The organism is Bacteroides bouchesdurhonensis (assembly GCF_900155865.1).
Taxonomy (GTDB): Bacteria; Bacteroidota; Bacteroidia; order Bacteroidales; family Bacteroidaceae; genus Bacteroides; species Bacteroides bouchesdurhonensis.
Genome location: NZ_LT707006.1, coordinates 4,053,407 through 4,067,759, shown reverse-complemented (window position 1 = coordinate 4,067,759; position 14,353 = coordinate 4,053,407). Strand labels below are relative to the sequence as shown.

The window sequence follows — 14,353 nt, the reverse complement described above, 5'->3', positions numbered from 1 at the left end:
AAAACATCAGTAGTAAATTTCCACCTCCCTTATCTCTTTTACCAGAGATAAGTCTCTTATTTACTCAAAGGTTGGTTCGTATTGCCACTAGAAGCTGGTTTTGCAATATTTTCGCGCATTGAAGTATCAGCTTCGATATTTTTCATCCGATAGTAATCCATAATTCCCAGATTACCGCTACGGAAAGCTTCTGCCATTGCTTTCGGAACTTCTGCTTCTGCCTCGATAACTTTAGCACGAGCTTCTTGGGCCTTAGCTTTCATTTCTTGTTCGGAAGCAACAGCCATGGCACGACGTTCTTCCGCTTTAGCCTGAGCAATATTCTTATCAGCATTAGCTTGGTCGATTTGTAAAGCGGCACCGATATTTTTACCTATATCGATATCTGCAATATCAATGGATAGAATTTCGAAGGCAGTACCTGCATCCAAACCTTTACGAAGTACAAGTTTGGAAATAGAATCCGGATTTTCGAGCACTGACTTGTGGCTTTCAGAAGAACCGATAGAAGAAACGATCCCTTCGCCTACGCGGGCAAGAATTGTATCTTCACCGGCACCACCGACTAACTGGCGGATGTTGGCACGTACTGTTACACGTGCTTTGGCAATCAACTGGATACCATCTTTTGCAACAGCTGTTACAGGAGGAGTATCAATAACTTTCGGGTTTACAGACATTTGTACAGCTTCGAATACGTCACGTCCGGCCAAGTCAATGGCAGTAGCCATTTGGAAAGGCAATTCAATGTTAGCTTTCGATGCAGATACCAGGGCATGTACAACCTTTTCTACATGGCCGCCCGCCAGATAGTGAGCTTCCAATTCATCTCGCGTAATATTTTTCAGTCCCGCTTTATGAGCCTCAATCATTCCCGGAACGAGAATATAAGGAGGAACGTTACGAATACGCATTAAGAATAACTGTATCAGCGAGATATTAACTCCGGATACTTTGGCCGACAACCAAAGGAAGAACGGCACGTAATGGAAAAATATTATCACGAAGATAATACCTCCGACTATCAGAAAGATAGGCAAATAAAAAGATGTGTCCATTGATAGTTTGTATTAAAGTGAATATTTAGTTTTTCAGCTTCTCGACCATGATTGTACCGTCGGTAATCCGGCTGACAATGATCGGAGTTTTCTCATTAAGAAAACCATCCATTGATTTTACTTCTACAATATTGCCGTCAATGTCGGCATAGCCGATTTGTGCCAGACGAGTTGTACTGATTCCAGTATCACCCACTTTTATTTTCTTTTCTGCGCTACGGTCTATAGTAGAGTCGATGTCTTTTTTTAGAGCTAGTTTGTCCAACATCTTTGATCGCATAAACCAGACCAAAGAGCCGATACAAGCTACTGTCGATATTCCTAAAGTGATAAATCCGGCTGCCATGCCCAGATTAGCGAACGCATAAAAGTTGGCATAGACAATACAGACAAGTGCTGAAATACCTGCCAGGCTAATACCCGGGATCACAAACAGTTCAACTAAAAATAGTATCACTGCGGCAATAATGAGAACGGCGATAATTAGTATATCCATAGTTCTGTTTTATTTAGAGTTTGTTTTTTCTGCATTACGGATACTTACAGCGAGAGTATCCAGTTCTCCGGACATTTGCAAGACTCTTTTCTCCAAATCAAGGATAGCCGGAGCCATTTTATCTTTACCTTGTTTGTTTGCTTGAGCATATTGCTGGCGTTGGTTTTCCAGTTTGTCTACCTGTTGCAAGTAATCTTTTTCAAGCTGTTGATAACGTTGGAAAAGCTGTTTGGCTTTGGGAGATTTAAAGTCGTTCAACAGATAATAGGTCGTGTTATCATCAATAACAAATTCAAAATCTATGGTACGACGTTCCTGAGGTTTATGATTAATCGCCTCCTGCAAACGTTGCAAAGCTTCATTGACTTCATTCTCATCTTTCCAAGTTTCTTTTAGTGAATGAATCTGGGATAGTCGGATGATTTGCTGCGTATCCATCGCTTCATAGTTGTATGTTTTCTTAGATGAGTTAGGGATGAACACATAAATACAGACTTTACCTTCCGGTTGGAAACGGTCCGAAGCAAACCATCCTAAGTTATTGTATTCGTCGATCACATGCATATAATCATTGTACGGAGAATTGAATGGCATACCTACATTTTCCGGAGTCAGATAACTGTCCGTATTGGTATTGTAGCGGGTGACGAAAATATCATAGCCGCCTAGTCCTTCACCATCTGTCGCATAATAAATAGTCAGTCCGTCTGATAATACAAAAGGATAATTGGCATTTCCGGATTCGTTGATACTACCGGGCAATGGACGTCCATTACTCCATTCATTCGCAAGTTTGTTTTTTGAAAATATATCCAAGTTTCCCCTTTCTCCTTGCTCACTGTAATATATTTTGTTTCCTATTTCAGTTTCGTATACTGTTCCCGGATGATTTCCTTCTGTTTGAAAGAATTCGTTGAAAGTAAATAACTTGCCGGATTCTTCACTGATTTTGTAGGTTGCCAGAAAGTTGGCCTTATCTACCACAAAACTATCAATAATACAAACTTCTTCGACACCTTTTAGCATACGCAAGTCCGATTTACTTTTTTCCAAAAGAGCTTCAACGTCTTCTGTCGGTTTTTTGCGTTTATTCAGTTCTTCAATGTACTCTTCGTAGCATTCTATTGCATCTTCGAATTGATAGCTATCATTGTATGCCTGTCCCAAATAGAGTTGTCCGGTAGTAACACGTTTCTTGACAGCAACCTCCAAATATGGAATTGCTTCTTCAGGCTCTCCAGTCTTCAAACAACATACTCCATACCAAAAGTTATAGTTACCATTTGACGGTTGGGATTTGACATATTTCTTAAAGATCGGTTTGGCTTCTTCATAATTACCTTTAGTATATAAGGCGCGAGCCTGTTCAATGGTTTGAGCAGAGATTCCACTCAGGAAAAAGCTGCAAATTAAAAGTAGAATATATTTTCTTTTCATCGTTTTTAGCGTTTATGAATGATAGATTTATAGAAGACAATCGTATGTCAGTTATTCATTAATCTATCAACTGTTCAAAAATACAAATTTATTAGAAATAAACTCTTTTTTAGAGATTCTATTATGTTAATTCTTCTTTAAATCATTCTTTTCGTTTACTTTTGCAGCCGATTTTTGAAGTTATGACACAGTTTACCGAAGAAGAGAAGATGATTCGCCGTATTGAACGGCGTTTTAATAAAGGAGTGGTGCAATATGGCCTGATAGAAGAAGGGGATAAAATCCTCATTGGACTGTCGGGTGGAAAAGATTCTTTGGCACTTGTCGAATTGTTGGGTAAACGTGCCCGTATCTATAAACCACGTTTCTCGGTAGTAGCAGCTCATGTAGTGATGACAAATATACCTTATCAGAGTGATACAGAATATTTGAAAGCACATTGTGAGACATTTGGAGTACCTTTTGTACAGTATGAAACTTCTTTTGATCCTGCTACAGATACGCGTAAGTCTCCTTGTTTCCTCTGTTCCTGGAATCGTAGGAAAGCTTTGTTTACGATTGCTAAAGAACAAGGTTGCAATAAGATTGCTTTAGGACATCACATGGATGATATTCTTGAAACTCTTTTGATGAATATCACATATCAGGGAGCTTTCAGCACTATGCCACCCCGACTGGAGATGAAGAAATTCGATATGACGATTATTCGTCCGATGTGTTTGGTGCACGAATCAGATTTAATAGAGTTGGCTGCTTTACATAATTATCGAAAGCAAGTAAAGCATTGCCCTTATGAATCACAATCCAGCCGGAGCGACATGAAAGGAATTCTACAACAGTTGGAAAAAATGAATCCGGAGGCACGATTCAGTCTATGGGGAAGCATGACGAATGTTCAGGAAGAATTATTACCGGATAAAATAGATTAATATAACTTTTACATTATGAAAGCGACATACACCATTTTATTACTGATTGTCTCTAATGTCTTTATGACTTTTGCTTGGTACGGACATTTGAAGTTGCAGGAAATGAAAATTATTTCGAACTGGCCTCTTTATACAGTCATATTGTTCTCATGGTTTATTGCACTTGCAGAGTACTCCTGTCAGATTCCGGCGAATCGAATTGGTTTTATTGGTAATGGAGGTCCGTTTACTTTAATGCAGCTGAAAGTAATTCAAGAAGTGATAACGCTTGTTATTTTTACTATATTCACTACTGTCCTTTTTAAAGGCGAAGCGTTGCATTGGAATCATTTTGCCGCATTCGTCTGCCTGATTGCAGCTGTGTATTTCGTATTCATGAAATAGTTTTTTGATACCTTTTAAATAGACAATCGATACTGAATGCCCGTTTGGACAGAACAAAGGCTCTGCGTACATGAAACAGAGCCTTTTTTTATTCCTTATTTTCTCTTTTTTATTTAATTTCTTTTATGTACTTCTTCATTCCTTCTGTGAAGTAAGTTTCAAATTTTCCATCTTTTCCACTATAAATGAAGTAAGCGTTAATGTTGGGGTCCGCTTTGCAAAATTTCTCCGCTTCTTCCAATCCCATTACCATAAAAGCGGTAGCGAGTGCATCAGCAGTCATACAATCTTTAGCTATCACCGTAGACGATAAAATACTGTGTTGCACAGGATATCCCGTTCTGGGATCAATCGTATGTGCATACTTCTTACCATCCTTGTAATAATAATTACGATAGTTACCTGAAGTTGCCAGGCCGGCATTCGTAATTTCAAGTATGGTTTGCAAGTCTTTTTGTCTGGATAGAGAATCGTCAATGGGTTTGTTAATTCCGACACGCCATAAACCACCTTGAGAATTTTTTCCTTTTACAACCACTTCGCCACCTATATCGACAATATAATTCTTGATACCTTTACTATCCAGAAAATGCGCTACCACATCTACCGAATATCCTTTAGCTACAGCACTACAACTCAGCATCATGCGAGGATCGTCTTTGATTACTTTACCATCTACCAATTTCACCTTATCATATCCAGTTATTTGTAATAAACTGTCTATCATTAATGAATCGGGGAAAGCTCCTTTCTTAAAACCGAATCCCCAGGCATTTGCAAGCGGAGCTACCGTAATATCAAAAGCACCTTTTGTCTCGCGGGAAATCTCCATGGAACGGTTGAAACATTTCTGGAAGAAAGTATCTGTTACCAATTCTTCATTGCGATTGACCCGGCTGATTACCGAACTATCATTGAATGGTGATAAAGAAAAGTCGAAACGTTTTAATTCAGCTTCTATTTCTGAGCTTAAATCACCTTTATATTGATAGGTAATGTTATATACTGTTCCGAATACAAAACCGGTAATGCTATTATAGTCATTTTGTTGATTACGTCTGACCAAGATCCAGATTGTGGCTAAAATCAGGAAAGCCAGCCAAATGAAACTTTTCTTTGTTTTCATACGTCTTTCTATTTAATGTAGATTTTATTGAAAGAACAGATGTTCGATCAATATTTTAATTCCGATAATAATAAGAATAATTCCCCCCCATCGTTCGGCTTTCAATTCTCGTGCACAACCGCACCCGCATCGGATACCGAAAATAAGTCCGACAAGAGACATGATGAGTGATACCAATCCGATAATGAGAATAGGAGAGAGGATATCTCTATAATCTTGTATCCCCAAAAAAGCAAAAGAAACACCGATTGCCAGTGCATCAATGCTTGTTGCTATAGCCATCGTAAGCACCACTTTCGGGCTTGCCGGGTTAAACTCCTGTCTGCATCCTTCTTCTTTAAAAGATTCGTAAACCATTCGTCCCCCTAGAAAAGCCAAAATGGCAAAAGCTATCCAGTGATCTACACTTTCTATCAAATGACTGAAAGTATTGGCGCACATCCAGCCAATAAAAGGCATGATAGCCTGAAAGAAGCCGAAAGCAAATGCCATCACTAACATTGGCTGCCATTGAATACGTTTCAAAATGATACCGCTTGCAATCGAAACAGCGAAACAATCCATCGCCAAACCTATTGCAAGCAGCCAAATCTCTAGTCCTGTCATTACTGTTTAAAGAGGTAGTTTGTAAATGAGGGAATAAGTGATTCCCATATTATTTGATTTGAACTTTCCGTAGCCCGGCACATACCAAGGATTGCCGAATTCACCTGTAGATGCGCTTGTCTTATATTTCATGCGTACCGACCAGCCCATATTGAAATTCTTGTAAATACGTACTTTTACACCTAATACAATCTCGATCCACTGGACAGAAGCTTTCATGCCCGGATGGTCAAAAGGAACACTACCGCCCCAATAGTCATCTTCCAAACTTGGATTATTGATATTGTCTCCCCAGATCGGATCGTGAACAGGAAGAGTAGATACATCATATTTAAAGGAACTGAATGCATAGCGCAGACCGGCATACAAATAGCTATTCTTTTCCTTCTTTTTTGCCATTGTGTTATAGTCTACACCGATTCGGAAGAAGGGAGCCATTTTACTTTTATAATGTATTCCTGTTTCGTTCCACGCATCTGTTCCGCCCATACCGAATTCGATGGTTGGGATGAATCTGTTTTTAAGATTGACTCCGACACTGATTTCGGAACTCAAAAAATCACCTCCTAAAACTTTACTGCCAATGCCGTATAAGTCCACACCAACATACGTTCCGTTGTATAACGGAATGGTATCGACCTTGGCGGCTTCCTCTTTTTTCTGTTGCTTCTGACTTTTCTGAGGCGTCGGCTTCTGACTGGGTTGCTGTCCTGCTGCCGGAAGTCCGATACAAAAGAGCAGAAGCAGACTAATCAATCGCAGGTGTACGGTCACGGTACTTATAGAATATCTGCAAGTTTTCAATTTCATTTGTATTGGCTTCTTTATTTCGTAAATAGAGAGAATCTATCCGATCTGGCTGGGATGGTCTTCCCGGTTTGCCTAGTTTAGCACTCAAAATATTCTGCTTCATCATGTAGCCACATTCCATAGACTGGAAATATGGAGTGTTTTGTTGCACTATGTACAATGTGTCTACATTTTTGGGCTGACGTTTAGGGTCATAATGGAAAATGTATATAGTAGAATCATTTGTATAGCGCAGCGGAAGCATCAGGGTATGTACTTTCTTCTCATTGTTGAGAATGATAGAATCGGTTCCGGCAGCGGTGATGGTCAAGGAATCGAGCGTGTCATTCAACATAGCCCTTGTGTCCGGATCAATTGTGTATAATGTACAATACATCATGGGACGTCCTGCCAGCGAGCAATCATTTTCATCCGAGCACGAACTGTAGATACTTATAGCACCGCCAGCGATGATTAATAATAGAAAGATACGAATTAAATTCTTCATAATCGGTTATTGAGTGTGAATCAAACTTTCTTTTCTATTTGGTAGTTATTTCGTTCTGGTGCATTGCGTGAGATTAATTCGCCCAAAAATCCTGCAAGGAATAATTGAGTTCCAATAATCATCGCTGTCAGCGACAGATAGAAATAAGGAGAGTCAGTTACTAATCGGTAAGGTAAGCCGTTGTACATGGCATATAGTTTGCTGACGCCTACAATGATAACAGAAATCATTCCGACCAAAAACATCAGTGAACCTAGCAATCCGAAAAAGTGCATGGGCTTTATTCCGAATTTAGAAAGGAACCAGAGAGAAATCAAATCCAGATATCCATTAACGAAACGGTTTAGTCCGAATTTGGTAGTACCATATTTGCGGGCTTGGTGATGTACCGCTTTCTCGCCTATTTTCTTGAATCCGGCATTTTTAGCCAGATAAGGGATATATCGGTGCATTTCACCATATACTTCGATATTTTTCACTACCTCTTTGCGATAGGCTTTTAACCCACAGTTAAAGTCATGCAGATTTTTAATCCCGGATACTTTGCGTGCTGTGGCGTTGAAAAGTTTGGTTGGTAGTGTTTTTGATAATGGATCATATCTTTTTTGCTTCCAACCGGATACCAGATCGTAACCCTCTTTCGTAATCATCCGGTAAAGTTCAGGAATCTCGTCCGGACTATCTTGCAGGTCGGCATCCATTGTAATGACTACATCGCCCTGTGCTTCTTCAAATCCGCAAAAAAGAGCCGGAGATTTACCGTAATTACGGCGGAACTTGATCCCTTTTATGTAGTCCGACTGGGCTTTGAGCTGTTCTATCACTTCCCACGAATGGTCAGTGCTTCCATCGTTAACGAAAATCACTTCGAAAGAGAATCCGTTAGCCTTCATTACACGTTCAATCCATGCGTAAAGTTCAGGCAATGATTCTTCTTCGTTAAACAATGGTATTACTACTGATATATCCATTTTATATTAATAACTAATTATTAATTACAAGTCATGATTGAGTCGATTCGTTGTTTCTACGGTTTGGCTTTCTTCATTACCAGAAGTCCGGTAGGAATAGCCAGAATACTTCCCCATATCACATTTAATGACAATTGTTGCATTGTAATATTGATAGGACTCCATGATTTAAGCGAATCTATCATTGCATTTATAACTTCTTCGTTTTCATTTGGCTTTATGAACTTTCTCAATTCTTCTATGATAGTATTTATAATGGCACCATGATCGATAAACTGGAAATAAATGTAATATGCCACAGCTAATAGAAGTGAGGCAAACATATACATAAACATAGTGAAAAGAACTGCATGTGAAAACTCAATACTTCCTCCACATATTTTATCGCGATATGTTTTCGCATAATAATAACCAATGAAAGGCACTGCCAATGTTAAGATTATGAATAAAAATGAGAGGAAAGGGATATGCATTGCCAATGGGAATAAAATGAATTTCAATATCCAATAGACTCCCATATATGTGCCAAAGTGCATGGCGTATTTTTGTAGATAGTTTCTGTTCTCTGTCATCTTTCTTTATAAATAGTGCACAAAGGTACAAATAATATCGGTTGATGGAGGAAATATGGTTGTTAAAGTTAATAAAGCAATAAAAACCATCTATTGAATATTTTTTTTGCAGATTTAATTGCTTGAAAAGTAGTTGGTTAATGATTCTGAAAGAAAAAAGTTCTAGATAGCTATTGCAGAATCCATAAAAATATCTACCTTTGCAACCGCAAAACGGGTAAGTCCTATACGGCCAGCTCCCTTCGAATCCTCCAGGGCTTGATCGCAGCAAAGGTAGTTGGTTGTAGCGGCGCGATATAGTAAGCTTACCCACCCGCCTCTTTAGCTCAGTTGGCCAGAGCACGTGATTTGTAATCTCGGGGTCGTTGGTTCGAATCCGACAAGAGGCTCAAAAAAGAAAGCATTCAGGTAGTTCTCCTGGATGCTTTTCTTATTAAAGTAATACCAACCTCATCCTTTTATTTTTTCACTTTGTAGGTGGAAAAGATGGCGGGAAATCTAAAAGACATAACTGTCTTGTTTGGATCTCCCGCTTTTTTGTGATTATTCAATCTTTGAGTTGCAGCTTTTTAAGCTGGTATATTTTAAATCAATAATGAAGTTGTTTAGTTCAAGTGCTTTCTAACTGTTAGTTTCAAGGCATGAAACGATTCGTTTCATACCGGGAAACAAAGAGTTTCACCGCATGAAACTAACAGTTTCACACAGAGAAACTAAAGGTTTCAACTGCTTGAAACTATTGGTTTCACTACATGAAACTAACAGTTTCCCTATATGAAACAGTTTGTTTCCCGGTATGAAACAAAGAGTTCTTATAATCGAACTGAATTAATTGATTATAGGTACTGAATCACATATTCGCTTGATACCTTATTTGTATTCTTTCTTTTCGAAGATGAGAGTTTAGAGCTTTGTACAAGAATCATTCATTAAGAAGGTTCTCGTGGAACAAAAAGCGTAGTTTTTGTATTTATCGATAGAAAAAAGGGCTTTTCACGAAGAAAAGGTTGAAATATGAAAATAAAGGCTTTCCGCTGATAATCAGATGTGTATCTCTGGTCTTAATAAGTGAAAAGTGACAATAGAACACTCTCTTTGGTCTATTGTCACCTTATTGTCACTCCTTATTGTCACTAGTTTGCAATTGATAATTAGATCTTTACCTTACAAAAGTGATAAATGATAATAAAAAAGATGTTTAGAAACTCTTAGATATGAATATCTCCCTTTGTTCTTTGCCTTTTATAAATGAAAGAATACGAACACATAAGGGAAAAAACATTATTAGATTTTCTTGTATCCGTAAACAGCCAGATCGCCAAGCTCTTCTTCGATACGGAGTAGCTGATTGTATTTAGCCATACGGTCAGAGCGACTGAGTGAACCTGTTTTAATCTGTCCACTATTAGTTGCTACAGCGATGTCGGCAATTGTAGAATCTTCTGTTTCTCCGGAACGATGGGAAGTAACAGTAGTGTATCCATGACGGTGAGCCATTTCAATAGCATTCAATGTTTCTGTCAAAGAGCCGATTTGGTTTACTTTAATCAGAATAGAATTGGCGCATCCTTTTTCAATACCTTTTGCGAGGAAGTCAACATTTGTCACGAATAAGTCATCGCCGACCAATTGGCAACGGTTACCAATACGTTCTGTTAGTTTCTTCCAACCTTCCCAGTCGTTTTCACTCATGCCGTCTTCAATAGAATCTATCGGATATTTGTTAATCAATTCTTCCAAATAATCGATTTGTTCATCGGCAGTACGTTTCTTACCTTTCTCACCTTCAAATTTAGTATAGTCATAAATTCCATCATGATAGAATTCAGAAGAAGCACAGTCCATACCGATCATTACATCTTTACCCGGTTCATATCCAGCAGCTTTGATAGCAGCAAGGATAGAGTTCAGAGCATCTTCGGTCCCTTCCAACTCAGGAGCAAAACCACCTTCGTCACCAACGGCGGTAGTTAGTCCGCGGTCTTTCAATACTTTTTTCAGTGCATGGAAAACTTCGGCACCCATTCTTAAACCTTCTTTGAAAGAAGGAGCCCCTACCGGACGGATCATAAATTCCTGAAATGCGATTGGTGCATCACTATGTGAACCGCCATTGATAATATTCATCATCGGTACAGGCATCACATAAGTATTTGTTCCACCGATATAGCGATAAAGAGGAAGATCAAGATAATTAGCGGCAGCTTTTGCTACAGCAAGCGAAACGCCCAGAATTGCATTAGCACCCAGTTTGGATTTAGTCTTGGTTCCGTCTAATGCCAGCATTGTATAGTCAATTCCTCGTTGATTGAGGGAAGACATACCGATCAGTTTCGGAGCGATGATTTTATTAACATTCTCAACTGCTTTTTGTACTCCCTTGCCACCATAACGCATTTTATCACCGTCGCGGAGTTCTAACGCTTCGTGCTCACCTGTAGAAGCACCTGACGGAACGGATGCACGTCCCATAATGCCAGACTCCAATACTACATCAACTTCTACTGTGGGATTACCTCTTGAATCGAGAATTTCTCTAGCTACAATTTTTTCTATTTTCATCGTTTCTATTGTTTATGAATAAGATTTTTGCAAAAATACGGACTTGACGAGGAGTGGGAAATCACTATAAATAGGTATTCTTCCTGATTTCTTTCCCTAAATGTCATTAGTCCTATCTTATAAATAACAACGAGACAATGTCTTTTGTTTGAATAAGATGCAATGAATTTTATGTGAGACTAGTCTTCGATAATAACTCCTAACAATGGGAGTAAATCCATGGCTTGCAAAGAGGTGATGATCGCTCCTTTTAAGTCACTGATGTTTAAGGTTAATCCGCTGATGCGTGAAGTACGCAAATCAATTCCTCTAAGTGGAGTATGAGAAAAATCAGCTTCGACCAAATCACAACTTTCAAAAGCTACTGGTGTCAAACGGCAATCGTGGAAAGTACCGTTCCTGAAAAGGCTGTTTGCAAAACGAACCTGATTCATTTTACTCATGGCGAGGTTGATATAACTTGCGTTACAGTCATGCAATAATACATGATTGAGAGTCGTTCCTGATAAATTAGTTCCCACTAATTTACATGAAATGAACTCCACCCGATAAAGAGAACTTTCGGCAAAAGAAATATTGGATAAGTCACAATATTCGAAACGTATATCTGTCAGTTGCGAGGAATTGAATTGACATTCGCTGAATGTTTGATATTGAAAGGTACAGTTTTTGATGCTCTTATGGGAAACATTAATTTCTTCTTCTTTATTTTTGCAGAATAAAAGATCGGAGATCGTTTCTTCTTTTTCGAGCCATTCTAGTAAAGTGATTGTGCTGTGTTGCTGATCTTCTGAAATGGGAGGTACAACTCGAACAGGTTTAAAGTTATTTTTCTTTATCATGTGGTAACGATTGGTTGGTTTTGAATTAAAATTGTTTCCCTAAATATCCTCCTGCCATTACTGCAACTAATCCTATACCTATACTTAATAATGTATATAGAATGAACGTACCGTAAAATTCTCCTTTCAGCAAACTTAAGCCATCATTGGAGAAAGTTGAAAAAGTGGTGAAACCGCCACAAATGCCAACAGTAAGAAATAACCGGATTTCCATAGACAACTGCCAGCGTTCGGATAAGGAATAAAAAAGTCCGATTAAAAAACAACCGATGATATTGACGGAGAATGTTCCCCAGGAAAAAGGGAAACCAACACCGGAAGTCCGTTCATTAATGGCTATTTGCCCTAAATAACGGAGTACACTTCCCATTCCTCCACCTATAAATATATAGAGTATTTCTTTCATTCTATTCTTATGGTTGATTGTGCAAAGGTAATATTTTTGCAATTCTGATGTAGATGTATCTATGTTTTTTTGTGAGATATGTCTGTTGTTTCCTTCACAATGCTTCTCTTCTGGAAAATGAATAATAATACGTATTTCTCAAAGAAAACTAAAACTTTGGCAAAGACTTTTTTTATCGGTCGGATTCTTTTTTGTAATTTTGCGCCATCTTTTTTAAAACTTTATCAATAAAGAGAACAACATGGGAGGTTTTTTCGGAACAGTCTCGAAAACGAGCTGTGTGACTGATTTATTCTACGGTACAGATTATAATTCACATTTGGGAACGAAGCGGGGCGGACTCGCTACTTATAGTCAAGAGAAAGGTTTTATCCGTTCTATTCATAATCTGGAAAGTACTTATTTTCGATCCAAATTTGAAGGAGAACTGGATAAATTCAAAGGAAATGCCGGAATCGGCATTATTAGCGACACAGATGCACAACCTATCGTTATCAATTCTCATCTCGGGCGTTTCGCCATTGTTACTGTTGCTAAAATAACTAATATCCAGGAACTGGAAGAAGAGCTCCTCAGTAAAAATATGCACTTCGCCGAACTGAGTTCGAGCAATACCAATCAAACGGAACTTATCGCACTTCTTATCATACAAGGTAGAACTTTCACCGAAGGAATCGAAAACGTATTTAAACATATTAAAGGATCATGCTCTATGCTTCTTCTGACAGAGGATGGAAGCATTATCGCTGCCCGCGATCATTGGGGACGTACTCCAATTGTTATTGGTAAGAAAGAAGGGGCTTATGCTGCAACGAGCGAATCGACTAGTTTCCCAAATCTCGATTATGAGATTGATAGATATTTGGGACCGGGAGAGATTGTACGTATGCATGCCGATCATATTGAGCAACTTCGCAAGCCGAATGAAGAAATGCAGATTTGTTCGTTCCTGTGGGTTTATTATGGTTTTCCAACGTCTTGTTATGAAGGAAAGAATGTAGAGGAAGTTCGTTTTACCAGCGGCTTGAAGATGGGGCAGAAGGATGAGTCGGAAGTAGACTGTGCTTGTGGTATTCCTGATTCGGGGGTTGGTATGGCTTTGGGATATGCGGAAGGAAAAGGTGTGCCTTACCATCGTGCTATCGCTAAATATACGCCGACATGGCCTCGTAGCTTTACACCAAGTAATCAGGAGTTGCGCTCGCTTGTTGCAAAGATGAAGTTGATTCCTAATCGCGCGATGCTTGAAGGGAAGCGTTTATTGTTCTGTGACGATTCAATTGTTCGCGGAACGCAGTTGCGGGACAATGTAAAGATTCTGTTTGAATATGGAGCAAAAGAGGTACACATGCGTATTGCATGTCCACCGTTGATTTATGCTTGTCCATTTGTAGGATTCTCCGCTTCAAAAAATGCATTGGAATTGATTACCCGTCGAATTATCAAAGAACTGGAAGGAGACGAGAATAAGAATCTGGAGAAATATGCTACTACCGGTTCTCCTGAATATGAAAAAATGGTCGGTGTGATTGCAGAACGTTTCGGATTGACCTCTTTGAAATTTAATACGCTGGAAACGCTGATTGAAGCGATAGGTTTGCCTAAATGCAAAGTTTGTACACATTGTTTTGATGGCAGCAGCCATTTCTAAAGAATATTATAGATAA

15 protein-coding genes and 1 tRNA gene are annotated in these 14,353 nt (G+C 38.8%); 4 read left to right on the top strand and 12 right to left on the bottom strand.

What is annotated here, in order from left to right; genetic code table 11:
* Window positions 1-56: 56 nt before the first annotated feature.
* Genes floA through CZ225_RS17770 form a run of 3 tightly spaced genes read right to left on the bottom strand, consistent with a single transcriptional unit; the run spans window position 57 to window position 2,991 of the window.
* Window positions 57-1,058, bottom strand: a complete 1,002-nt coding sequence (gene floA / locus CZ225_RS17780) for a flotillin-like protein FloA (RefSeq protein ID WP_077154849.1) — start codon at window positions 1,056-1,058, stop codon at window positions 57-59.
* A gap of 25 nt (window positions 1,059-1,083) precedes the next feature.
* Window positions 1,084-1,554: an NfeD family protein gene (locus CZ225_RS17775; protein WP_077154848.1), complete on the bottom strand. Its 471-nt coding sequence runs from the start codon at window positions 1,552-1,554 to the stop codon at window positions 1,084-1,086.
* A 9-nt stretch (window positions 1,555-1,563) separates the two neighbouring features.
* On the bottom strand, window positions 1,564-2,991 hold the full coding sequence (locus tag CZ225_RS17770; RefSeq protein ID WP_077154847.1) for a tetratricopeptide repeat protein: 1,428 nt from the start codon (window positions 2,989-2,991) through the stop codon (window positions 1,564-1,566).
* Window positions 2,992-3,173: 182 nt separating this feature from the next.
* Here CZ225_RS17770 and CZ225_RS17765 point away from each other — a divergent pair, with 182 nt between their 5' ends.
* Both CZ225_RS17765 and CZ225_RS17760 read left to right on the top strand, forming a co-directional pair.
* Window positions 3,174-3,920 carry a PP-loop family protein gene (locus tag CZ225_RS17765; RefSeq protein ID WP_077154846.1) on the top strand — a complete coding sequence of 249 codons (747 nt, stop codon included), beginning with the start codon at window positions 3,174-3,176 and terminating at the stop codon, window positions 3,918-3,920.
* Window positions 3,921-3,935: 15 nt separating this feature from the next.
* Window positions 3,936-4,304 (top strand): DMT family protein, encoded by a 369-nt coding sequence (locus CZ225_RS17760; protein WP_025073838.1) that lies wholly within the window; start codon window positions 3,936-3,938, stop codon window positions 4,302-4,304.
* 109 nt (window positions 4,305-4,413) lie between these two features.
* Here the strand turns inward: CZ225_RS17760 and CZ225_RS17755 are convergent, their stop codons facing one another.
* Genes CZ225_RS17755 through CZ225_RS17730 form a run of 6 tightly spaced genes read right to left on the bottom strand, consistent with a single transcriptional unit; the run spans window position 4,414 to window position 8,876 of the window.
* Entirely contained in the window at window positions 4,414-5,430 is a 1,017-nt protein-coding gene (locus tag CZ225_RS17755; protein WP_077154845.1) for an FAD:protein FMN transferase, read from the bottom strand.
* Between the two features lie 24 nt (window positions 5,431-5,454).
* On the bottom strand, window positions 5,455-6,036 hold the full coding sequence (locus CZ225_RS17750; protein WP_077154844.1) for a manganese efflux pump MntP: 582 nt from the start codon (window positions 6,034-6,036) through the stop codon (window positions 5,455-5,457).
* Between the two features lie 6 nt (window positions 6,037-6,042).
* Window positions 6,043-6,846, bottom strand: coding sequence for a DUF6048 family protein (locus CZ225_RS17745; protein ID WP_077154843.1), 804 nt, complete (start codon window positions 6,844-6,846; stop codon window positions 6,043-6,045).
* The gene (locus CZ225_RS17740; protein WP_077154842.1) at window positions 6,785-7,333 is read right to left on the bottom strand and encodes a DUF6452 family protein; all 549 of its coding nucleotides are present in this window, start codon (window positions 7,331-7,333) and stop codon (window positions 6,785-6,787) included. The genes CZ225_RS17745 and CZ225_RS17740 overlap by 62 nt, the downstream gene beginning before the upstream one ends.
* Before the next feature lie 20 nt (window positions 7,334-7,353).
* Window positions 7,354-8,304, bottom strand: coding sequence for a glycosyltransferase family 2 protein (locus tag CZ225_RS17735; protein WP_077154841.1), 951 nt, complete (start codon window positions 8,302-8,304; stop codon window positions 7,354-7,356).
* Between the two features lie 56 nt (window positions 8,305-8,360).
* The gene (locus CZ225_RS17730) at window positions 8,361-8,876 is read right to left on the bottom strand and encodes a DUF4199 domain-containing protein (protein ID WP_077154840.1); all 516 of its coding nucleotides are present in this window, start codon (window positions 8,874-8,876) and stop codon (window positions 8,361-8,363) included.
* Between the two features lie 315 nt (window positions 8,877-9,191).
* Here CZ225_RS17730 and CZ225_RS17725 point away from each other — a divergent pair.
* Window positions 9,192-9,265: transfer RNA gene (locus tag CZ225_RS17725), tRNA-Thr, on the top strand.
* Between the two features lie 895 nt (window positions 9,266-10,160).
* Here the strand turns inward: CZ225_RS17725 and eno are convergent.
* The 3 genes from eno to crcB form a co-directional block, all read right to left on the bottom strand.
* Window positions 10,161-11,438 (bottom strand): phosphopyruvate hydratase, encoded by a 1,278-nt coding sequence (gene eno, locus CZ225_RS17720; RefSeq protein ID WP_077154839.1) that lies wholly within the window; start codon window positions 11,436-11,438, stop codon window positions 10,161-10,163.
* Window positions 11,439-11,617: 179 nt separating this feature from the next.
* The gene (locus CZ225_RS17715) at window positions 11,618-12,280 is read right to left on the bottom strand and encodes a pentapeptide repeat-containing protein (protein WP_077154838.1); all 663 of its coding nucleotides are present in this window, start codon (window positions 12,278-12,280) and stop codon (window positions 11,618-11,620) included.
* Between the two features lie 25 nt (window positions 12,281-12,305).
* Window positions 12,306-12,686: a fluoride efflux transporter CrcB gene (crcB, locus tag CZ225_RS17710; protein ID WP_077154837.1), complete on the bottom strand. Its 381-nt coding sequence runs from the start codon at window positions 12,684-12,686 to the stop codon at window positions 12,306-12,308.
* A 241-nt stretch (window positions 12,687-12,927) separates the two neighbouring features.
* Here crcB and CZ225_RS17705 point away from each other — a divergent pair, with 241 nt between their 5' ends.
* Window positions 12,928-14,337, top strand: a complete 1,410-nt coding sequence (locus CZ225_RS17705) for an amidophosphoribosyltransferase (RefSeq protein ID WP_077154836.1) — start codon at window positions 12,928-12,930, stop codon at window positions 14,335-14,337.
* Window positions 14,338-14,353 lie beyond the last annotated feature (16 nt).

Excerpts from the sequence above, each read along its gene's own strand:
- floA (WP_077154849.1), bottom strand. The coding sequence starts at position 1,058 with ATGGACACATCTTTTTATTTGCCTATCTTTCTGATAGTCGGAGGTATT.
- CZ225_RS17705 (WP_077154836.1), top strand. The coding sequence starts at position 12,928 with ATGGGAGGTTTTTTCGGAACAGTCTCGAAAACGAGCTGTGTGACTGAT.
- eno (WP_077154839.1), bottom strand. The coding sequence starts at position 11,438 with ATGAAAATAGAAAAAATTGTAGCTAGAGAAATTCTCGATTCAAGAGGT.
- CZ225_RS17770 (WP_077154847.1), bottom strand. The coding sequence starts at position 2,991 with ATGAAAAGAAAATATATTCTACTTTTAATTTGCAGCTTTTTCCTGAGT.
- CZ225_RS17760 (WP_025073838.1), top strand. The coding sequence starts at position 3,936 with ATGAAAGCGACATACACCATTTTATTACTGATTGTCTCTAATGTCTTT.
- CZ225_RS17755 (WP_077154845.1), bottom strand. The coding sequence starts at position 5,430 with ATGAAAACAAAGAAAAGTTTCATTTGGCTGGCTTTCCTGATTTTAGCC.
- CZ225_RS17715 (WP_077154838.1), bottom strand. The coding sequence starts at position 12,280 with ATGATAAAGAAAAATAACTTTAAACCTGTTCGAGTTGTACCTCCCATT.
- CZ225_RS17765 (WP_077154846.1), top strand. The coding sequence starts at position 3,174 with ATGACACAGTTTACCGAAGAAGAGAAGATGATTCGCCGTATTGAACGG.
- CZ225_RS17735 (WP_077154841.1), bottom strand. The coding sequence starts at position 8,304 with ATGGATATATCAGTAGTAATACCATTGTTTAACGAAGAAGAATCATTG.
- CZ225_RS17745 (WP_077154843.1), bottom strand. The coding sequence starts at position 6,846 with ATGAAATTGAAAACTTGCAGATATTCTATAAGTACCGTGACCGTACAC.
- CZ225_RS17775 (WP_077154848.1), bottom strand. The coding sequence starts at position 1,554 with ATGGATATACTAATTATCGCCGTTCTCATTATTGCCGCAGTGATACTA.
- CZ225_RS17750 (WP_077154844.1), bottom strand. The coding sequence starts at position 6,036 with ATGACAGGACTAGAGATTTGGCTGCTTGCAATAGGTTTGGCGATGGAT.
- CZ225_RS17740 (WP_077154842.1), bottom strand. The coding sequence starts at position 7,333 with ATGAAGAATTTAATTCGTATCTTTCTATTATTAATCATCGCTGGCGGT.
- crcB (WP_077154837.1), bottom strand. The coding sequence starts at position 12,686 with ATGAAAGAAATACTCTATATATTTATAGGTGGAGGAATGGGAAGTGTA.
- CZ225_RS17730 (WP_077154840.1), bottom strand. The coding sequence starts at position 8,876 with ATGACAGAGAACAGAAACTATCTACAAAAATACGCCATGCACTTTGGC.